Origin of the sequence: Streptomyces sp. NPDC002886 (assembly GCF_042888445.1) — a bacterium.
In the GTDB taxonomy this organism is placed as follows: Bacteria; Actinomycetota; Actinomycetes; order Streptomycetales; family Streptomycetaceae; genus Streptomyces.
This window is the reverse complement of the sequence record NZ_JBIAPV010000002.1, coordinates 919,469-939,425: the sequence shown is the minus strand read 5'-3', so window position 1 is coordinate 939,425 and position 19,957 is coordinate 919,469. Positions and strand designations below refer to the sequence as shown.

General features: G+C 70.6%; 15 protein-coding genes. 12 read left to right on the top strand and 3 right to left on the bottom strand.

Annotated elements, in window-relative coordinates; all coding sequences use genetic code 11:
• Positions 1-381 precede the first annotated feature (381 nt).
• Complete coding sequence (locus tag ACFYYB_RS10440) at positions 382-1,347, bottom strand: hypothetical protein (RefSeq protein WP_389434503.1); 966 nt, start codon at positions 1,345-1,347, stop codon at positions 382-384.
• 127 nt (positions 1,348-1,474) lie between these two features.
• On the opposite strand from ACFYYB_RS10440, the gene ACFYYB_RS10435 reads away from it, so the two are divergent.
• On the top strand, positions 1,475-4,096 hold the full coding sequence (locus ACFYYB_RS10435; RefSeq protein ID WP_389434502.1) for a valine--tRNA ligase: 2,622 nt from the start codon (positions 1,475-1,477) through the stop codon (positions 4,094-4,096).
• Positions 4,097-4,186: 90 nt separating this feature from the next.
• On the opposite strand, the gene ACFYYB_RS10430 is transcribed toward ACFYYB_RS10435, so the two are convergent.
• Positions 4,187-4,768 carry a vitamin K epoxide reductase family protein gene (locus ACFYYB_RS10430; RefSeq protein ID WP_389434500.1) on the bottom strand — a complete coding sequence of 194 codons (582 nt, stop codon included), beginning with the start codon at positions 4,766-4,768 and terminating at the stop codon, positions 4,187-4,189.
• Positions 4,769-4,919: 151 nt separating this feature from the next.
• On the opposite strand from ACFYYB_RS10430, the gene ACFYYB_RS10425 reads away from it, so the two are divergent.
• On the top strand, positions 4,920-6,071 hold the full coding sequence (locus tag ACFYYB_RS10425) for a sensor histidine kinase (RefSeq protein WP_389434499.1): 1,152 nt from the start codon (positions 4,920-4,922) through the stop codon (positions 6,069-6,071).
• Between the two features lie 21 nt (positions 6,072-6,092).
• On the opposite strand, the gene ACFYYB_RS10420 is transcribed toward ACFYYB_RS10425, so the two are convergent.
• The gene (locus ACFYYB_RS10420) at positions 6,093-7,142 is read right to left on the bottom strand and encodes a rod shape-determining protein (RefSeq protein ID WP_389434497.1); all 1,050 of its coding nucleotides are present in this window, start codon (positions 7,140-7,142) and stop codon (positions 6,093-6,095) included.
• 117 nt (positions 7,143-7,259) lie between these two features.
• Between ACFYYB_RS10420 and ACFYYB_RS10415 the strand changes: the two genes are divergently transcribed.
• From ACFYYB_RS10415 to ACFYYB_RS10370, 10 genes are all read left to right on the top strand, one after another.
• Positions 7,260-8,774, top strand: coding sequence for a bifunctional folylpolyglutamate synthase/dihydrofolate synthase (locus ACFYYB_RS10415; protein ID WP_389434496.1), 1,515 nt, complete (start codon positions 7,260-7,262; stop codon positions 8,772-8,774).
• 3 nt (positions 8,775-8,777) lie between these two features.
• The gene (locus ACFYYB_RS10410; protein WP_389434495.1) at positions 8,778-9,137 is read left to right on the top strand and encodes a DUF4233 domain-containing protein; all 360 of its coding nucleotides are present in this window, start codon (positions 8,778-8,780) and stop codon (positions 9,135-9,137) included.
• 62 nt (positions 9,138-9,199) lie between these two features.
• Entirely contained in the window at positions 9,200-9,610 is a 411-nt protein-coding gene (gene ndk, locus ACFYYB_RS10405; protein ID WP_327306765.1) for a nucleoside-diphosphate kinase, read from the top strand.
• A 296-nt stretch (positions 9,611-9,906) separates the two neighbouring features.
• A complete protein-coding gene (locus ACFYYB_RS10400; protein WP_069923827.1) occupies positions 9,907-10,926 on the top strand; it encodes a rod shape-determining protein in 1,020 nt (339 codons plus the stop codon).
• 226 nt (positions 10,927-11,152) lie between these two features.
• Complete coding sequence (mreC, locus tag ACFYYB_RS10395; RefSeq protein ID WP_389434492.1) at positions 11,153-12,100, top strand: rod shape-determining protein MreC; 948 nt, start codon at positions 11,153-11,155, stop codon at positions 12,098-12,100.
• Positions 12,101-12,112: 12 nt separating this feature from the next.
• Entirely contained in the window at positions 12,113-12,817 is a 705-nt protein-coding gene (mreD, locus tag ACFYYB_RS10390) for a rod shape-determining protein MreD (RefSeq protein ID WP_327306767.1), read from the top strand.
• A 13-nt stretch (positions 12,818-12,830) separates the two neighbouring features.
• Positions 12,831-15,014 carry a penicillin-binding protein 2 gene (mrdA, locus tag ACFYYB_RS10385; RefSeq protein WP_389434490.1) on the top strand — a complete coding sequence of 728 codons (2,184 nt, stop codon included), beginning with the start codon at positions 12,831-12,833 and terminating at the stop codon, positions 15,012-15,014.
• A 15-nt stretch (positions 15,015-15,029) separates the two neighbouring features.
• Complete coding sequence (rodA, locus tag ACFYYB_RS10380) at positions 15,030-16,232, top strand: rod shape-determining protein RodA (RefSeq protein ID WP_327306769.1); 1,203 nt, start codon at positions 15,030-15,032, stop codon at positions 16,230-16,232.
• A 112-nt stretch (positions 16,233-16,344) separates the two neighbouring features.
• A complete protein-coding gene (locus tag ACFYYB_RS10375; RefSeq protein ID WP_389434489.1) occupies positions 16,345-17,871 on the top strand; it encodes a CHAD domain-containing protein in 1,527 nt (508 codons plus the stop codon).
• 73 nt (positions 17,872-17,944) lie between these two features.
• Positions 17,945-19,870: a TIGR03960 family B12-binding radical SAM protein gene (locus ACFYYB_RS10370; RefSeq protein ID WP_389434487.1), complete on the top strand. Its 1,926-nt coding sequence runs from the start codon at positions 17,945-17,947 to the stop codon at positions 19,868-19,870.
• The last annotated feature ends 87 nt before the right edge of the window (positions 19,871-19,957 follow it).

The following is a 19,957-nucleotide window of genomic DNA, read 5'->3' as shown; positions in this document are numbered from 1 at the left end:
CAGGCAGCAGACACGACTGAGGGGCGCCACCCGCTACGGGTGGCGCCCCTCACTCGTGCCCGAGGCCGGCCACAGGGCGCCCACGGGGTGCACGGTCGGTCAAAGGTGCGATCTCCGCGGACCCCGGGAGGGGCCGCGTGGGGTCGCAGGTGATGTCCGCCTGCGACCGGGGCGCGGCGAGGGGCTTCGGGTCCGCCACGGCCCAGCCTGCCTGTCAGGGCATGCTGGTGCCGGCAGGGGTGAAGCACGCGGGTCACATCCAGGAAGCGTGCTACCAGGCCTCACGTCCGGCGTGAAACCAACCGGCGCACGGGAGAAGGCGCTGACGCGGCGGACCGCCGTGACAGCGCCTTCCGGGCCGCCCCATGCGGCGGCCTCACCTCACAGCTTGGTGCGCGAGGTGTTGTAGAGCTTCGCGGTGTAGCCCGCGGTCTGCTCCAGGGTGAAGCCCTGGGTGCCGCCCATGACGGAGGCGAAGTCCGCCATGCTCACGACGGACAGGGTGCTGTAGTCGCCCCAGATGCAGACCGGAATGGTGAAGGGCTTCGTGAGCGGGTTGTCCGCGGACTTCTTCGGAGTCATCTTGAGCTCCTGGCACTTCATCACGGCGCCCTTGAAGCCGGCGGGGTTCATCACCTTGGGGGAGCCGACGAGCTCCGCCTCCCCGTCCTTGTCGTCCTTCATCGAATTGGCCTTGGCCATGGCGAAGTAGGCGTCCACGGCCTTCTCCGGGTCGGCGATCTCGCCGTACACGCCCTGGAAGTTGAGTGCCTTCGCGGCCAGCGGGTTCTTCGGGTCGCCGGACTGGTAGGACTCGGAGACCTGGGTCGGGTTCTTCACGCCGACCGCCTCGACTTCCTTGCGGTCCTTGTCGGAGAACTCTTCCTTCGAGCTCTTCGGGTTCTTCTTGTACTCGTCCACCGCCGCCGGAGCCACCAGCTTGTAGCCCTTGGTGTCCGCGGAGATCGACGCCGAGGAGCCGCCGCCCTGCGTGAAGTACCAGCCGGCGCCGCCGATCACGGCCACCGCCAGGACCACCGCGATGATCACGCCGGCCTTCGACTTCTTCGGGGGCGTGCCGCCGCCGTACGGAGGCTGCTGCGGGTAGCCGCCGTACGGGGGCTGCTGCTGTTGCTGGGGGAAGCCGGGCTGCTGCTGCGGCTGCTGCGGGTAGCCCTGCTGGGGGACTCCCTGGGGGGCCTGCTGCGGGTAGCCGTAGCCGGGCTGCTGGCCGTAGGGGCCGGGCTGCTGGCCGCCGTACGGGTTCGGCTGCTGCGGCTGCTGTCCGTAGGGCCCCGGCTGCTGCGGCTGCTGGCCTCCGTACGGCCCCGGCTGGTTGTAGCTCATCCCGCGTCCCCCCATGAGGTTGTTTATGCGTCCCACACATCCTGGCGGAAGCCGAGGCGACAAAAGGCCCCGGGCCCCCGGAAACCCGGTTTCATGACTGGACTGTTACGGCCCTAAACTGTGCCTCGTGACCGAGAACACGCAGACACCCAGCAGCCCCTACTCCGAACTGCCGACCTCCTACGCGCCGGCCGATGTAGAGGGGAAGCTCTACGAGCGCTGGGTAGAGCGTGGGTACTTCGAGGCGGACGAGAAGAGCGACAAGCCTCCCTTCGCCATCGTCATCCCGCCGCCGAACGTCACCGGAAGCCTCCACCTGGGGCACGCCTTCGAGCACACGCTGATCGACGCCATCACCCGTCGCAAGCGCATGCAGGGCTACGAGACCCTGTGGCAGCCCGGCATGGACCACGCGGGCATCGCCACCCAGAACGTCGTCGAGCGCGAGCTCGCCAAGGAGGGCAAGTCCCGCCACGACCTGGGCCGCGAGGCCTTCGTCGACCGCGTCTGGCAGTGGAAGGGCGAGTCCGGCGGGCAGATCTCCGGCCAGATGCGCCGCCTCGGCGACGGCGTCGACTGGTCGCGCGAGCGCTTCACCATGGACGAGGGCCTGTCCGAGTCCGTCCAGACCATCTTCAAGAAGCTCTACGACGACGAGCTGATCTACCGCGCCGAGCGCATCATCAACTGGTGCCCCCGCTGCCTCACCGCGATCTCCGACATCGAGGTCGAGTACCAGGACGACGAGGGCGAGCTCGTCTCCATCCGGTACGGCGAGGGCGACGCCTCCATCGTCGTCGCGACGACCCGCGCCGAGACGATGCTCGGTGACACGGCCGTCGCCGTCCACCCCGAGGACGAGCGCTACAAGCACCTCGTCGGCACCGAGATCGAGCTGCCGCTCACCGGCCGCCGCATCCCGGTCGTCGCCGACGAGCACGTCGACCCCGAGTTCGGCACCGGCGCCGTCAAGGTGACCCCGGCGCACGACCCCAACGACTTCGAGATCGGTCAGCGCCACGGCCTGCCCAACCTCGCCGTCATGGACGAGCACGCCGTCATCACCGTCCACGGCCCCTTCCTGGGCCTGGACCGGCTGGAGGCCCGTTCCGCCATCGTCGCCGCGCTGCGCGCCGAGGGCCGGATCGTCGCCGAGAAGCGTCCGTACACGCACTCCGTCGGCCACTGCTCGCGCTGCAAGACCACCATCGAGCCGCGCCTCTCGCTCCAGTGGTGGGTCAAGGTCGGCCCGCTCGCCAAGGCCGCCGGTGACGCGGTCCGCGACGGCCAGGTCAAGATCCACCCGCAGGAGATGGAGAAGCGCTACTTCGACTGGGTCGACAACCTCCACGACTGGTGCATCTCGCGCCAGCTGTGGTGGGGCCACCGCATCCCCGTCTGGTACGGCCCGAACGGCGAGATCGTCTGCGTCGGCCCCGACGAGCAGCCGCCGACCGGCGAGGGCTGGACCCAGGACACGGACGTCCTGGACACCTGGTTCTCCTCCGGCCTGTGGCCGTTCTCCACGCTCGGCTGGCCGCAGCAGACCGACAGCCTGGCGAAGTTCTACCCGAACGCCGTCCTGGTCACCGGCTACGACATCCTCTTCTTCTGGGTCGCCCGGATGATGATGTTCGGCCTGTACGCGATGGACGGCACCCCGCCGTTCCACACCATCGCCCTGCACGGCATGGTCCGCGACGAGCGCGGCAAGAAGATGTCGAAGTCCTTCGGCAACGCGGTCAACCCGCTGGACTGGATGGACAAGTACGGCTCCGACGCGGTCCGCTTCACCCTGGCGCGCGGCGCCAACCCGGGTGTCGACGTCCCGATCGGCGAGGACTGGGTCCAGGCCTCCAGCAAGTTCGCCAACAAGATCTGGAACGCCACCCGCTTCGCGATGATGAACGGCGCCACGATCGAGGGCGACCTGCCCTCGGTCGAGGAGATGTCGGCGACCGACCGCTGGATCCTGTCCCGGCTGAACGAGACGGTCGCGCAGGCCGACGCCTTCTACGAGGACTACCAGTTCTCCAAGCTCAGCGAGGCCCTCTACCACTTCGCGTGGGACGAGGTCTTCGACTGGTACGTCGAGCTGTCGAAGACGACGTTCTTCGCGGGCGGCGAGCCGGCCAAGGCCTCCGCCCGGGTCCTCGGCGAGGTCCTCGACGTCATGCTGCGCCTGCTGCACCCGGTGGTCCCCTTCGTCACCGAGACCCTGTGGACCACGCTGACCGGCGGCGAGTCCCTGGTGATCGCCGAATGGCCCAAGGACAGCGGCTTCCGCGACGCCGGCGCCGAGGCCGAGATCGAGGGCATCCAGACCCTGGTCCGCGAGGTCCGCCGGTTCCGCAAGGAGCAGGGCCTCGACGACAAGCAGAAGGTCCCGGCCCGCCTGGACCTGTCCGCCACCACGCTGGCCGCCCACGAGGCCGCCATCCGCCAGGTGCTGCGCCTCCAGCCGGAGGGTGACGCCTTCAGCGCCACCGCGACCCTGCCGGTCGCCGGCGCCACCGTCGCGCTCGACCTGTCGGGCACCATCGACATCCCGGCGGAGCGCAAGCGGCTGAGCAAGGACCTGGCCGCCGCCGAGAAGGAGAAGCAGCAGGCCGAGGCGAAGCTCGGGAACGAGGCGTTCATCGCCAAGGCCCCGGACAACGTCGTGGACAAGATCAAGGGCCGGCTGTCCAAGGCGGAAGGCGACATCGCCCGCCTGAAGGCCCAGCTGGACGCCCTGCCCGCGGGCTGACGGCCCGGTCAAGGACACAAGCGAAGGCCCCCACGCCGTCGGTCGACGTGGGGGCCTTCGCCGTATCTGTTCCCCGCGAGGGGCCGGGCGTCACAGCAGCCGGGTGCCGAACTTCGTCAGGATGAGCGCCGCGACCACGCCGTACGCCGCCAGCGGTACGACCCAGTGGGGGAGCGCCCGCAGCCGGGAGCCGGCCGGGGCCAGGTGGCGGGTGACGTACCAGAACAGCGGGATCATCACCGCCCAGACGACCATGCACCACGGGCACAGGGCCCCGATCACGTACAGGCACTGGCTGATCAGCCACACCGTGAAGGCGAACCCGGCCGCGATCCCGGCCCACAGCCCGCGCCACAGCCACCGGGGGAACAGCGCCCCGGCGACCAGGGCCGCGCCCAGTCCGGCGAGGGCCGCGAAGCCGGCCAGGCCGAGCAGCATGTTGGGGAAGCCGAGGAGGTTGCCCTGCCAGGTGGTCATCACGTCGCCGCAGCTCAGCACCGCGTTGACGTTGCAGCCCGGGGTGAAGAGGGGGTCCTCCAGGGTGCGGATGCGGTCGTAGGTGAGGACGCCGGAGGCCAGGGCGCCGACGAGGCCGCCGATGAGCAGGAGCAGGGCGGTGCCCCGCGGGGTGGTCGGTCCCCGTTGGGCGGTGGTTCCCCTATGGGTGGTCATTCTCCCGACGCTACGAGCGCGCCGGCGGCCCGGGTAGAGCGGAACGCCTCCGGGCCGAAGGACCTCCGGCCTGTCCGAAGTGCCCTAAATCACGCCTTCTCGGGTCCGGGCGGCCCGGATGCGGGGGTGCCGAGCACGGATGATGGAGGGCATGCACGTCAAGCCCGCCCTTTCGGCGCCCCACCGGCTCACGGCCTTCGGTCGCCGGCTCGGGCAGGGCTGGGCCGGGTCGCCGCGCGCGATGGACCTGCTGGCGGCGCTGAGCTGCCTGGGCCTGATGGCGCTCGACCTGCCGGGCCTGGCGGCCGCCGACAACTCGCTGAGCGGGCCCTCCGCGGCGGTCGTCCTGGCCATCGGCTGCGCCACGCTGCTGGTGCGGCGCCGGCTGCCCTGGGTCTCGTACCTCGCCGCGCTGGTCTTCATCGGCTGGCTGCACGAGCTGACCCTGATCCAGTTCGCGCTGTACTCGGTGGGCCGCTTCCGCGGGCGCCGGGCCGGTGTCCTCGCCACCTTGGGCTACGTCGCCTTCGCGCTGTGCCTGTTCTGCTGCGTGCCGGGCTGGCCGCTGGCCCGGGCCGAGACCCTCAGCTCCTTCCTCAGCCTCGTCGTGCCCATCGGGGTCCTCGCCTCGGCCGTGGGCATCGCCGCCTACCGGCACGACCTGGTGCGCGAGCTCGACACCCGGCGCGCCGAGTCGGCCGTGCTCCAGGCGGTCCAGCAGGAGCGGACCTCCGTCGCCCGCGACGTCCACGACTTCGTCGGGCGCGAGCTGACCCTGCTGACGGTGCGCTCCGAGGTGCTGTCGATGCGCTCGCGCGAAACGGCGTACGCGAAGGACTTTGAAGAGCTCGCCGACACCGCCCGCCGGGCCCACCTGGTGCTCAACGAGATCATCGTGCAGCGCGGGGAGCGGGCGGCGACCCCGGGCGTGGAGGGGCTGGCGGTGCTCGCGGAGGAGAGCGGCCGCGCGGGTTCGCCCGTACGGCTCGCCCTGGATCCGGCCGTGCACGGACTGTCGCCGCTGCGCCAGGCGGCGGTCTACCGGGTGGTGCAGGAATGCCTGACCAACGCCGCCAAGCACGCGCGCGGCGAAACCATCGAGGTGTCCATCGCGGCGGACGGTCCGCAGCTGCGGATCGCCGTCCGCAACGGGCTGGGGGAGCGCAACCCGACCCGGGCCCCCGTCTCGGCGGGCTCGGGCACGGCGAGCATGTCGGAGCGCGTGCGCAGCCTGGGCGGCACCCTGACGGCGACGCGCACGCACGACGCGTACGAGGTCATCGCGACCCTCCCGAAGGGCTGAGCCCGCGGCGACCCGGGCGGCCTACGCCCGCGCCGGCGCCAGCAGGCTGCTGAGCGCGTCCATGTCCTCCACGCAGCGGCCCGATCCCAGCGCCACGCAGTCCAGCGGGTCGTCCGCGACGAAGACCGGGATCCCGGTCGAGGAGGCCATCCGCAGGTCCAGGCCGGGCAGCAGCGCGCCGCCGCCGGTCAGGACGATGCCGTGCTCCATGACGTCGCCGGAGAGTTCGGGCGGGCACTCCTCCAGGGTGGTGCGGACCGCCGCGATGATCGCCTCGACCGGCTCGTCCAGGGCGGCGCGCACGTCCCGCGCGTCGAGCGCGAGCGTCTGGGGCATGCCGCCGACCTTCTCGCGGCCCCGCACCGTGAAGGTGGCGGTCTCCAGCTCGGGCCGGTCCGGCACCGGCCAGGCCGAGCCGATGGCGATCTTGACGTCCTCGGCGGTGCGGTCGCCGATGAGCAGGGAGTGCTCCTTGCGGACGTAGTCGGTGATGGCGGCGTCCATCCGGTCGCCGGCGACCCGGAGGGACCGCGCGGTGACGATGCCGCCCAGCGAGATGACGGCGACCTCGGAGGTGCCGCCGCCGATGTCGACGACCATCGACCCGCGCGGTTCGGACACCGGGAGCCCGGCGCCGATCGCCGCGGCCATGGGTTCCTCGATCAGGTGCACGGTCTTGGCGCCGGCCCGGGCGGAGGCGTGGATGATGGCCCGCCGCTCCACCTGGGTGACGCCGGACGGTACGCAGATCACCATGCGGGTGCGCACCCGGCGGCCGGGGACGGCCTTGCGGACGAAGTGCCGGATCATCTCCTCGGCGGCCTCGTAGTCGCAGATCACACCGTCCTTGAGGGGGCGGATCGCGGTGATGGAGCCGGGAGTGCGGCCGATGGTCTCCTTGGCCTCGGTCCCGACGGCCAGGGCGGTGGTGGTGCCCGCCTTGACGGCCACCACGGACGGCTCATTGAGGACGATGCCGTGCCCCCGTGCGTAGACGAGGGTGTTGGCGGTTCCCAGGTCGATGCCTATGTCGCGGCTGGAACCTGTCTTGTTCGTGCTGGCCTGCGGCATTTATTCCCCAATCTCCTGCCGCAAGGCTTGCATAACGATCCGGTCGCACCGGCAGCCGAAGGTCCCGATGCGACCGGGCCGAAAGTCCCTGTGCCCCTCGTCCGTAGACTGGGTCCCGTGAGTGAGCAGCAGCCCGAGAGCCACGATGACAGCTTCGACGCCTTCGACAAGATCGTGGCGGAAGAGTCCGACCGCGACCCCGACCTGGCGGTGATCGAGGCGGGCAGCCGCACCCTGCGCGCGCAGGCCGGTCCGCCCCAGGGCGACCCGGTGCCCGAGGAGCCCGCCGACCCCGAGGTGGCCAAGGCGCTGCGGGAGGTGGAGCAGGACCTGGCCGGCCGCTGGGGCGAGACCAAGCTGGAGCCGTCCGTCACGCGGATCGCCGCGCTGATGGACGTCCTGGGCGAGCCGCAGCGCGCGTACCCCTCCATCCACGTCACCGGCACCAACGGCAAGACGAGCACCTCCCGCATGATCGAGGCGCTGCTGAACGCCTTCGAGCTGCGCACCGGGCGCTACACCAGCCCGCACGTGCAGTCGATCACCGAGCGGATCAGCCTGGACGGGGCGCCGGTCAGCGCCGAGCGGTTCATCGAGACGTACGAGGACATCAAGCCGTACGTGGACATGGTGGACGCGGCCGAGGAGATCCGGCTGTCGTTCTTCGAGGTCCTCACCGGCATGGCCTACGCGGCCTTCGCGGACGCCCCCGTGGACGCGGCCGTGATCGAGGTGGGCATGGGCGGCACCTGGGACGCCACCAACGTGATCGACGGCGCCGTCGCCGTGGTCACCCCGATCAGCCTGGACCACACGGACCGGCTCGGCTCCACCACCGGCGAGATCGCGCAGGAGAAGGGCGGCATCATCAAGCAGGGCGCCACCGTGATCCTGGCGCAGCAGCCGGTGGACGCGGCGCAGGTACTGCTGAAGAAGGCCGTGGAGGTCGACGCGACCGTGGCCCGCGCGGGCATGGAGTTCGGCGTCGTCACCCGCGAGGTCGCGGTGGGCGGGCAGCAGCTGACGCTGCGCGGCCTGGGCGGCGAGTACGACGGCATCTTCCTGCCGCTGTACGGCGCCCACATGGCGCACAACGCGGCGGTGGCGCTGGCGGCCGTCGAGGCCTTCTTCGGGATCGGCGCCGATCACGCGCGGGTCCTGGACGTGGAGACCGTGCGCAAGGCCTTCGCCTCGGTGACCTCGCCCGGCCGCATGGAGGTCGTGCGGCGCAGCCCCACGGTGGTCCTGGACGCGGCGCACAACCCGGCCGGCGCGCAGGTCACCGCGGAGGCGGTGACCGAGGCCTTCGGCTTCAGCCGGCTGATCGGGGTCGTGGGCGCGAGCGACGGCAAGGACGTGCGCGGGGTCTTCGAGGCCTTCGAGCCGATCTTCGCCGAGGTCGTGATCACGGAGAACACCAGCCACCGGGCGATCTCCGCCGACGAACTGGCCGCCATCGCGGTCGAGGTCTTCGGCTCCGAGCGCGTGCAGGTGGAGCCGCGGCTGGACGACGCCATCGAGGCGGCGATCACGCTGGCGGAGGAAGAGGCGGAGTACGGAGGGGCCGGGGTCCTGGTGACCGGGTCCGTCATCACGGTGGGCGAGGCCCGCCTGCTGCTGAAGAGGGGCTGAGGGATGCGCACGCTGTGTGCTTCGACGCTGATCGGCGAGTTCTTCGTGATCGGCTTCGCGGGGCTGGTCGCGATGAAGGGCGATCTGAGCCAGGCCACGGTCTGGACGGTCTGCGGGATCGCGATGCTGGTGTCGGTGCTGCTGTGCGGGATGCTCTCGCGCCCCGGGGCCGTCCAGATCGGCTGGGCCCTGCAGATCGGGCTGGTGCTGAGCGGCTTCGTCGTACCGATGATGTTCATCCTGGGCGTGGTGTTCGCCGGCCTGTGGTGGTGCTCGATCCACTACGGCCGCCGCATCGACGTGATCAAGGCCCGCTGGGCCGCCCAGGCGGAGGCCCAGGCCGCCACCCCGACCGAGGCGTAGGGCTCGCCCGGCCCCCTGTAGCCTCGTCGGACCGCACCCGTATGCCGCAAGGAGTTACCCATATGACCCAGCGCACGCTCGTCCTCCTCAAGCCCGACGCCGTCCGTCGCGGTCTGATCGGCGAGATCGTCGGCCGCATCGAGCGGAAGGCCGGCTGGACCATTCCCGCGCTGGAGCTGCGCACGCTGGACCAGGAGACCCTGGAGGCGCACTACGGCGAGCACAAGGGCAAGCCCTTCTACGAGCCCCTCATGGGCTTCATGGCGAGCGGCCCGGTCGTGGCCCTGGTCGTCGAAGGGGAGCGCGTGATCGAGGGTGTCCGCCAGTTGGCCGGACCCACTGACCCGATTGCCGCCGCGCCCGGCTCCATCCGGGGTGACTTCGGTACCGTCACCCGGGAGAACCTGATCCACGCCTCGGACTCCGAGGAGTCCGCGGAGCGGGAACTGAAGCTGTTCTTCCCGGCGCTGTGATCACTCTTTTCTGACGCAACATCAGCCGAATAGCGCTCATGACCTGGGGCGACCGAAGTAATTTCGGTCGCCCTCCGGTATTACCGGGCACATTCGGGAACGCATCGACAGGACACGACGTCACCACTAAGGGGGCGGGTATCCGTTCCGGCGGGCTTGCCGGAGTCCCGTCGCGCGGAGGCCGTACTTGCGGCACTACGATGGGGCCTCCACCCACACACCCACCTCGCCGACCTGACAGCAGCCGCTATCAACTGGAAGGCCAGACGCTCCTCATGGGGAACAAGGGGAACAACATGTCGTTCATCGGCCGTGACATGGCGATCGACCTCGGGACCGCCAACACGCTGGTGTACGTGAGGGGCCGGGGAATCGTCCTGAACGAGCCGTCCGTGGTCGCCATCAACACGAACACCGGTGGCATCCTGGCGGTCGGCTCCGAAGCCAAGAAGATGATCGGGCGCACGCCCGGCAACATCGTCGCCGTGAGGCCCCTCAAGGACGGCGTCATCGCCGACTTCGAGATCACCGAGCGGATGCTCCGGTACTTCATCCTCAAGATCCACAAGCGCCGCTACCTGGCCCGTCCGCGCGTCGTGGTCTGCGTGCCCTCCGGCATCACGGGAGTGGAGCGCCGCGCCGTCATCGAGGCGTCCACGCAGGCCGGTGCCCGCCAGGTGCACATCATCGAAGAGCCGATGGCCGCCGCCATCGGCGCGGGCCTGCCCGTCCACGAGGCCACCGGCAACATGGTCGTGGACATCGGTGGCGGCACCACGGAGGTGGCCGTCATCTCCCTCGGCGGAATCGTCACGGCACAGTCCATCCGGGTGGCCGGCGACGAGCTCGACAACGCGATCATCCAGCACATCAAGAAGGAGTACTCGCTCCTCCTCGGTGAGCGCACCGCCGAGCAGATCAAGATCACCATCGGGTCGGCCTACGACCTCGACAAGGACGAGCACACCGAGATCCGCGGCCGCGACCTGGTCTCGGGCCTGCCCAAGACCGTCGTGATCTCGGCCGCCGAGGTGCGCAAGGCGATCGAGGAGCCGGTCAACGCGATCGTCGACGCGGTCAAGACCACCCTCGACAAGTGCCCGCCGGAGCTCTCCGGCGACATCATGGACCGGGGCATCGTCCTGACCGGAGGCGGCGCCCTGCTCCGCGGCCTCGACGAGCGGCTGCGCCGCGAGACGGGCATGCCGATCCACATCGCCGAGGACCCGCTCGACTCCGTGGCGCTCGGATCCGGCAAGTGCGTAGAGGAGTTCGAGGCGCTCCAGCAGGTGCTGGACGCCCAGCCGCGGCGCTGATCCGGCCCGCCGCACGGCGGCGGAACACAAATGATCCGCCGTACGGGTGCTACCGGGCCCGTGCGGCGGATCGTTGATATACAGGCAAGGTCCGGTGCGAGCCCCGGCTCCGCCGGAGCGGCCAGTCCGTCTCCGAGGACCTGGCCGCACGGCCCGGTGCGAGCCCCGGCTCCACTGGGGCGGCTTCGCCGCACAGGTATCTATGAGGAAGGCACGGCCGCCGCACGTGAGGGACACACGAGAAAGCCGGCTGCTCCTGGTGCTTCTGATCGCCATCGCGTTCGCTTTGATCACGGTGGACATCAGGACGGGTGAGGAGTCTCCGGTCGACGGTGCCCGGCAGGCCGCCGCAGCGGTCTTCGGGCCGGTCGAGAAGGGCGTGGCGAAAGGGGTCGACCCGGTCGCCAACGCCATAGGGGCGGTACGGGACTCCGGCGAGCGGCACAACCGCATCGCGACGCTGGAGCGCGAGAACGCCGCCCTCAAGGCCAAGCTGGGCAGCGACGACCGGACCCGCAGCCGGATCCGCGAGCTCGACGAGATGCTCAAGCGGGCGGGCGCGGGCCAGTACGGCATCAAGGGCGCCGAGGTCATCGCCATAGGAGCGGCCCAGGGCTTCTCCTGGACCGTGACCATCGACGCCGGCAGCAAGGACGGCATCGAGCGCGACATGACCGTCCTCAACGGGGACGGACTCGTCGGCCGCGTCGCCACCGTCGGCCCCGACACCGCCACCGTGGTCCTCGCCAACGACCCCGACTTCACCGTCGGCACCCGTCTGGAGAAGACCGGCGAACTCGGCTTCGCCACCGGTCAGGGCGACCGGGAGCTCTCCGTGCAGATGCTCAACGGCAAGGCCAAGATCAACACCGGCGACCGGCTCGTCACCTTCGGCTCGCGCGGCAACAAGCCCTTCGTGCCCGGTGTCCCGATCGGCGAGGTGATCAAGGTCGACCCCGCGCGCGGCGACCTGACCCGGACCGTCTGGGTCCGCCCCTTCGTCGGTTTCTCCCGCCTGGACATCGTCGGCGTCGTGGTCATGCCGCCGCGCGCGGACCCGCGCGACGCGGTCCTGCCGCCCAAGCCCGAAGCGCCCAAGCCCACCCCGACGGTCACCGTCACGGTCACCCCGTCGCCCGGCGCGTCCGCGTCCGGCAAGCCGGCCGACGACTAGGAGCCGATCATCATGCGTTTCAACCGGATCCTGCTCTCGGGCACGCTCGTCGTGGTCGCCCTGGTCGTCCAGGTCTCCATCCTGGGCCGCCTCCAACTCCCCGGAGCCGTCCCCGACCTGGTCCTGCTCACGGTCGTCGCCCTCGCGCTCGTGTACGGGTGCGTCAGCGGCGCCCTCATCGGCTTCGCCGCCGGCCTCCTCACCGACCTGGCCCCGCCCGCCGACCACGCCGCCGGCCGCTACGCCCTCGTGCTGTGCGTCATCGGCTACGTCGCCGGACTGGTCCGCCCCGACACGGGGCGGTTCCGCTCCGCCTGGGGCCCGATGCTCACGGTCGTCGGCGCCGCCTTCGTCTCCACCCTGCTCTACGCGGGCGTCGGCGCCCTGGTCGGCGACACCGCCGCCCGCCACGTGGGGATGACCGGGCTGCTCTTCACCGCGGTCCTCTACGACCTGCTGCTCGCCCCCTTCACCGTGCCGTTCATCATGGCCCTGGCCCGCCGCGCGGAGAACGACCCGATGGCCGTCGAGGCCAACGGCGGCCCGCCCGCGGGCAAGGACGTCGCCTCCGGCTGGCTGGCCGGCGGCACCGGACTGCGGATCGGCAGCCAGCGCGGCGGCCTGCGGATGAAGACCGCCCGCAGCCGGGCCAACCGGGCCGGCCGCATAAAGGGCGTCAAGGGAATCAAGGGTGTGAAGAGCGTCAAGAAGCTGTGAGGGAGGAGTCCACGTGACCAACACTGCGGAGAACGGCCGTACGTCCCGAGTGCAGATCCGGCTCGTGATCATCCAGATCCTCGTCTGCTCGATGTTCCTCACCCTCGGCGGCCGGCTCTGGTACCTCCAGATCCGCAACGGCGCCGAGTACTACCACGAGGCCAAGAGCAATCACGTCCAGCGGGTCGTCCAGCCCGCCGTGCGCGGGACGATCCTCGACGCCCGGGGCGTCGCCCTCGCCGACAACGAGACCCGCCTGGTCGTCTCCACCAGCCGCACGGCGCTGATGAAGATGAAGGACCGCGGCCAGGCCGTCATGACCCGCCTCGCCGGCGTCCTGGACATGACCCCCAAGGCGGTCATGGAGAAGGTCCGCCTCTGCGACTCCCAGACCCCCGCGCCCTGCTGGAACGGCTCCCCGTACCAGCCGATCCCGATCACCCTCGACGCCACCACGCAGCAGGCGCTGCAGCTGCGCGAACGCCCCGAGGAGTTCCCCGGGATCACCGCGGAGCCCGTCGCCGTCCGGCGCTACCCGGCCCCCGGCGGGGCCCGCACCTCGCAGGTGCTCGGCTACCTCTCGCCCGTCACCGACGACGAGATCCAGAAGGCCAAGGACACCGACTCGCCCCACCTGCGCTCCGACCAGGTCGGCCGCTCCGGGATCGAGCGCACCTACGACAAGTACCTGCGCGGCAAGGCGATGGTCACCTCCTACGAGGTCGACAACCTCGGCCGGGTCATGCACCAGACCGAGTCCGACGCGGGCGTGCCCGGGTCCACCCTCGTCACCAGCATCGACGCCCGGGTCCAGTCCGTCGCAGAGTACGAGCTCCAAGCGGCGATGAAGGTGGTCCGCAACGAGACCGACAACATCACCAACCGCAAGTACGAGGCCGACTCGGGCGCCGTCGTCGTGATGGAGGCCAAGACCGGCCGGGTCGTCGCGATGGCCTCCCAGCCCGACTACGACCCCAACAAGTGGGTCGGCGGCATCGCCGCCAAGGACTACGCCTCCCTCACCAGCGAGAAGTCCAACTATCCGCTGCTCAACCGGGCCATCCAGGGCCAGGCCCCCGCGGGCTCCATCTTCAAGGTGGTGTCGGCGAGCGCGGCCGTCCGGGCCGGATACGCCTTCGACGACAAGTACAACTGCGGCGCCTCCTACAGCATGGGCAACCGCAGCTTCGCGAACTTCGAGTCCAAGGGACACGGCCCCATCACCCTCGGCGAGGCCCTCAAGTTCTCCTGCAACACCGTCTTCTACGCCCTCGGGCACAAGGAGTGGCAGCGGGACGGCGGCCTCAAGCCCAAGAAGGACGCCCACGACTGGTTCTACCGGACGGCCCGCGAGTTCGGCCTCGGCTCCGAGACCGGCATCGACCTGCCGAACGAGGTCAAGGGCCGCATCCCCGACCGCCAGTGGAAGCAGAGCTTCTGGGCGGCCAACAAAGCCGCCTGGTGCAAGCAGGGCAAGAAGGGCGGCACCTACGTCGAGCTGGTTGCCTACGAGAGCTGCCTCGAAGGCAACCAGCTCAAGGCCTACGACAGCATCAACTTCGCCATCGGCCAGGGCGACGTCCTCGTCACCCCCATCCAGATGGCCACCGCCTACGCCGCCATCAGCAACGGGGGCACCCTCTTCGACCCCACCGTCGGCAAGGCCGTGATCAGCGCCGACGGCAAGCACGTCGAGTGGATCAAGCCCAAGCCGCACGGCAGGCTCCCCATCGACGCCAAGACCGTCAAGGACCTCGACAAGGGGCTGCGCATGGTCGTCGAACCCGGCGGCACCGCCGCCTGGCGCTTCGTCGGCTGGCCGATGGACAAGATCCCGATGCACGCCAAGACGGGCACCGCCCAGGTCTACGGCAAGCAGACCACCTCGTGGCTGGCGACCTACACCAAGGACTTCGTCATCGTCATGACGATCTCCCAGGGCGGCACCGGCTCCGGAGCCGCCGGCCCCGCCGTCCGCAACCTGTACAACGCCATCTACGGCCTCGACATGGCGGGCGTCCAGGACCCGAAGAAGGCGCTCCTGCTGGGCCCGGAGAAGAATCTCCCCAAGATCCGCCCCGACGGCGGCATCGATTCCCCCGAGATCCGGCCGTACGTACCCCCGTCCCCGGAAGAACCGGCGCCGCCCGTGTTGGCCGGCCCGCCCGCCGCCCAACGCCCCGCGCAGCACGACTGAGTACCGAGGACCGACATGCAGACCGCCAACAAATTCTCCGTGGCCCGGTACGCGCCGGAGCAGCGGGGAGCGATGGCCAAGCTCACCGCCCGCGACTCCGTGGTGCGCCGGCTCGACTGGCCGATACTCCTCTCGGCGCTCGCCCTCTCCCTCATCGGCGCCCTGCTGGTGTGGTCGGCGACCCGCAACCGGACCTCGCTGAACAACGGGGACCCGTACTACTTCCTCTTCCGGCACGCCATGAACACCGGCATCGGCCTCGTGCTGATGATCGGCACCATCTGGCTCGGCCACCGCACCCTGCGCGGCGCCGTCCCGATCCTCTACGGGCTCTCCGTCGTCCTGATCCTCGCCGTGCTCACCCCGCTCGGCGCCACCATCAACGGCGCCCACGCCTGGATCGTGGTCGGCGGCGGCTTCTCGCTCCAGCCCTCCGAGTTCGTCAAGATCACGATCATCCTGGTCATGGCGATGCTGCTGGCCACCCGGGTGGACGCGGGAGACCTCGCCCACCCCGACCACCGCACCGTCGTCAAGGCGCTCTGCCTGGCCGCCTTCCCCATGGGCATCATCATGCTGATGCCCGACCTCGGCTCCGTCATGGTCATGGTCGTCATCGTGCTCGGCGTCCTGCTGGCCTCCGGCGCCTCCAACCGCTGGGTGCTGGGCCTGCTCGGCTCGGGCGCCGGCGGGGCCATCCTGATCTGGCAGCTCGGCGTCCTCGACGAGTACCAGATCAACCGCTTCGCCGCCTTCGCCAACCCCGAGCTCGACCCGGCCGGCGTCGGCTACAACACCAACCAGGCGCGCATCGCCATCGGCTCCGGCGGACTGACCGGCTCCGGGCTCTTCAAGGGCTCGCAGACCACCGGCCAGTTCGTGCCGGAGCAGCAGACCGACTTCGTCTTCACGGTCGCGGGGGAGGAGCTCGGCTTCGTCGGAGCCGGGCTGATCCTGGTGCTCCTCGGCGTCATCCTGTGGCGCGCCTGCGTGATCGCCCGCGAGACGACCGAGCTCTACGGCACGATCGTGTGCGCCGGGATCATCGCCTGGTTCGCCTTCCAGGCCTTCGAGAACATCGGCATGACCCTCGGGATCATGCCCGTGGCCGGACTGCCGCTGCCGTTCGTGTCGTACGGAGGATCCTCGATGTTCGCCGTATGGGTGGCCATCGGGCTGCTCCAGTCGATCAGGGTGCAGCGGCCGATGTCGGCCTGACGCGGTGGGAGCCCGCCCGGGACCGGCTCGATCCGTCGGTTCCCGGGCAGGTTTTCCGCCGCACCCGCCGTTTTCCTTCTCGCCGTGTTCCGTTCAGGACTACGTTCGAACCATGGCGGACACGAAGCGCGAGATCGAGCGCAAATTCGAGTTCAGGACCACCAAGGCCGGACGGCGCGGCGTACCCGACCTGACGGGCACGGACGCCATCGCGGCCGTGACCGACCAGGGCACGGCCGAGCTCGACGCCGTCTACTACGACACCCCCGACCAGCGGCTCGCCGCCGACGGGCTCACCCTGCGCCGCCGCACCGGCGGCAAGGACGCCGGCTGGCACCTCAAACTGCCCGTCGCCCCCGGTGTGCGCGACGAGATCACCGCCCCCCTCGGCGACACCGTCCCCGAGGCGCTGACCGTGCTGCTGCGCTCCCGCGTCCGCGGCGCCCCGCTGGAACCACAGGTCAGGCTCCTGTCCTCGCGCAAGCTCAGCCACCTCCTCGACGCCGACGGCGCCCTCCTCGCGGAACTGTCCACGGACGCCGTGCGGGCCGAGCGCGCGGACGCCACCGCCGCCTGGACCGAGGTGGAGGTGGAACTCGCCGACGGCGCCGACCCGGCGCTGCTCGACGCCGTGGAGAAGACCTTCCGCAAGGCCGGACTCCGTGTCAGCGACGCCCCTTCGAAGCTCGCCCGGGCGCTCACCGAGACCGGCGGGGAACCCCCGGCCCGTACGACCGGCCCCGGCACCGGCCTCGCCGAGGACTCGGTGGGCGCGCACCTGCTCGCCTACCTGCGCGAACAGCGCGACACCCTCATCGCCCAGGACCCCGCCGTACGCCGCGGGCTGCCCGACTCCGTCCACCAGATGCGGATCGCCACCCGGCGCCTGCGCGGCGCCTTCAAGACCTTCCGCCGCGTCCTGGACCCCGCGGAGACCGGCCCGATCGGCGAGGAACTGCGCTGGCTCGCCGCCGAGCTCGGCGTCGACCGCGACCAGGAAGTCCTGCTGGAGCGGATCCAGACCCGGCTCGACGAACTCCCGCGCACCCTGGTGCTCGGCCCCGTCCGCGGCCGCCTGAAGATCTGGAACGTCGCCCGGCGCACCGGTTCGCGCCGCGCCGCACTGGCCGCCCTCGACAGCAGGCGGTACGTGGCCCTGCTCAACGCCCTCGACGCCCTGCTCGCCGACCCGCCGCTGATGAAGGCCGCCGCCAGGCCCGCCGAGTCCGCCCTGCCCGCCGCGGTCCTCGCGGACTACGAACGCCTCGCCGGCCGGATCGCGGGCGCGCTGTCCTTGGACCCCGGCCAGGACCGCGACCTGGCCCTGCACGAGGCGCGCAAGGCCGCGAAGCGCGCCCGGTACGCGGCCGAGGCGGCGGCCCCGGCCCTCGGCAAACCCGCGCGCAAGCTGGCCAAGGCGGTGAAGGCGGTCCAGAGCCTGCTCGGCGACCACCAGGACGGGGTCGTCGCCCGCGAAGCCCTGCGCGGACTCGCCGTCCAGGCGGCCGGAGCGGGGGAGTCGGCCTTCACCTGGGGCGTGCTCTACGCCCGCGAGGAGGCACTGGCCGAGCGCCGCGAGCGGGAGCTGCCCCAGGTGTGGGCGGCGGCCGCGGGCCCGGTGGCGATGGTGCGCGGATGATCGCCCGGGCGGGGGTGCTCCGGGCCCCGGGGTACGCTTGAGAGTCGCCCCCTGCCCGCTTCACGAAAGTCGCGTGATGACCGAATCGGTCTTCCCTCAGCTTGAGGCCCTGCTTCCGCACGTCCAGAAGCCGATCCAGTACGTCGGCGGTGAGCTCAACTCCACGGTCAAGCCGTGGGAGAGCGCCGACGTCCGCTGGGCGCTGATGTACCCGGACGCGTACGAGGTCGGGCTCCCCAACCAGGGCGTCATGATCCTGTACGAGGTGCTGAACGAGCGCGAGGGCGTGCTCGCGGAGCGCACGTACAGCGTGTGGCCGGACCTCGAAGAACTGATGCGCGAGCACAACGTGCCGCAGTTCACCGTGGACAGCCACCGCCCCGTCTCGGCGTTCGACGTCTTCGGGCTCTCCTTCTCCACCGAGCTCGGCTACACGAACATGCTGACGGCGCTGGACCTCGCGGGCATCCCGCTCGAGGCCAAGAACCGTACGGTCGACCACCCCATCGTGCTCGCGGGCGGCCACGCGGCCTTCAACCCCGAGCCGATCGCGGAGTTCATCGACTGCGCGGTCATCGGCGACGGCGAGCAGGCCGTCCTCGACATGACCGAGATCATCCGCGCGTGGAAGGCCGAAGGCCGCCCGGGCGGACGCGAAGAGGTGCTCCTGCGCCTCGCGAAGACCGGCGGCGTCTACGTGCCGGGCTTCTACGACGTCGAGTACCTGCCGGACGGCCGCATCGGCCGCGTGGTCCCGAACCGCTCCGGCGTGCCGTGGCGGGTCAGCAAGCACACCGTCATGGACCTCGACGAGTGGCCCTACCCCAAGCAGCCCCTGGTCCCGCTCGCCGAGACCGTCCACGAGCGGATGTCCGTGGAGATCTTCCGCGGCTGCACCCGCGGCTGCCGCTTCTGCCAGGCCGGCATGATCACGCGCCCCGTACGGGAGCGAAGCATCACCGGCATCGGCGAGATGGTGGAGCGCGGGCTCAAGGCCACGGGCTTCGAGGAGGTCGGCCTGCTCTCGCTCTCCTCCGCCGACCACACCGAGATCGCGGACATCGCCAAGGGCCTGGCCGACCGCTACACGGACGACAAGGTGGGCCTGTCCCTCCCGTCGACCCGCGTGGACGCCTTCAACGTGGACCTGGCCAACGAGCTGACCCGCAACGGCCGCCGCTCCGGTCTGACCTTCGCCCCCGAGGGCGGCTCCGAGCGCATGCGCAAGGTCATCAACAAGATGGTCTCGGAAGAGGACCTGATCCGTACGGTCGCCACCGCCTACGGCAACGGCTGGCGCCAGGTGAAGCTGTACTTCATGGTCGGCCTGCCGACCGAGACCGACGAGGACGTCCTCCAGATCGGCGACATGGCGGTCAACGTCATCGCCAAGGGCCGCGAGGTCTCCGGCCAGAACGACATCCGCTGCACCGTCTCCATCGGCGGCTTCGTCCCCAAGCCGCACACCCCCTTCCAGTGGGCCCCGCAGCTGTCGGCCGAGGAGACGGACGCCCGCCTCGGCAAGCTCCGCGACAAGCTCCGCGGCGACAAGAAGTACGGCCGCTCCATCGGCTTCCGCTACCACGACGGCAAGCCGGGCATCGTCGAGGGCCTCCTGTCCCGCGGCGACCGCCGCATCGGCGATGTCATCCGCGCGGTCTACGAGTCGGGCGGCCGCTTCGACGGCTGGCGCGAGCACTTCAGCTACGACCGCTGGATGCAGGCGGCGGAGAAGACCCTCCCCGCCTACGGCGTCGACGTGGCCTGGTACACGACCCGCGAGCGCACCTACGAGGAAGTCCTCCCCTGGGACCACCTCGACTCCGGTCTGGACAAGGACTGGCTCTGGGAGGACTGGCAGGACGCCCTCGACGAAACCGAGGTCGAGGACTGCCGCTGGACCCCGTGCTTCGACTGCGGCGTCTGCCCGCAGCTCGACACCAGCATCCAGATCGGCCCGACGGGCAAGAAGCTGCTGCCCCTGTCGGTCGTGAAGTAGCGCGTCCCCGCCCCGTCCCTACGACGACGGCCCGCCCCGATCCCCGGGGCGGGCCGTCGCCGTATCCGGACCCGTGCCGTTTCCCCG

Bases quoted from the DNA above. Each gene is read 5' to 3' on its own strand.
- ACFYYB_RS10440 (WP_389434503.1), bottom strand. From the start codon at position 1,347: ATGAGCTACAACCAGCCGGGGCCGTACGGAGGCCAGCAGCCGCAGCAG.
- ACFYYB_RS10430 (WP_389434500.1), bottom strand. From the start codon at position 4,768: ATGACCACCCATAGGGGAACCACCGCCCAACGGGGACCGACCACCCCG.
- ACFYYB_RS10425 (WP_389434499.1), top strand. From the start codon at position 4,920: ATGCACGTCAAGCCCGCCCTTTCGGCGCCCCACCGGCTCACGGCCTTC.
- ACFYYB_RS10420 (WP_389434497.1), bottom strand. From the start codon at position 7,142: ATGCCGCAGGCCAGCACGAACAAGACAGGTTCCAGCCGCGACATAGGC.
- ACFYYB_RS10410 (WP_389434495.1), top strand. From the start codon at position 8,778: ATGCGCACGCTGTGTGCTTCGACGCTGATCGGCGAGTTCTTCGTGATC.
- ndk (WP_327306765.1), top strand. From the start codon at position 9,200: ATGACCCAGCGCACGCTCGTCCTCCTCAAGCCCGACGCCGTCCGTCGC.
- ACFYYB_RS10400 (WP_069923827.1), top strand. From the start codon at position 9,907: ATGTCGTTCATCGGCCGTGACATGGCGATCGACCTCGGGACCGCCAAC.
- mreD (WP_327306767.1), top strand. From the start codon at position 12,113: ATGCGTTTCAACCGGATCCTGCTCTCGGGCACGCTCGTCGTGGTCGCC.
- rodA (WP_327306769.1), top strand. From the start codon at position 15,030: ATGCAGACCGCCAACAAATTCTCCGTGGCCCGGTACGCGCCGGAGCAG.
- ACFYYB_RS10375 (WP_389434489.1), top strand. From the start codon at position 16,345: ATGGCGGACACGAAGCGCGAGATCGAGCGCAAATTCGAGTTCAGGACC.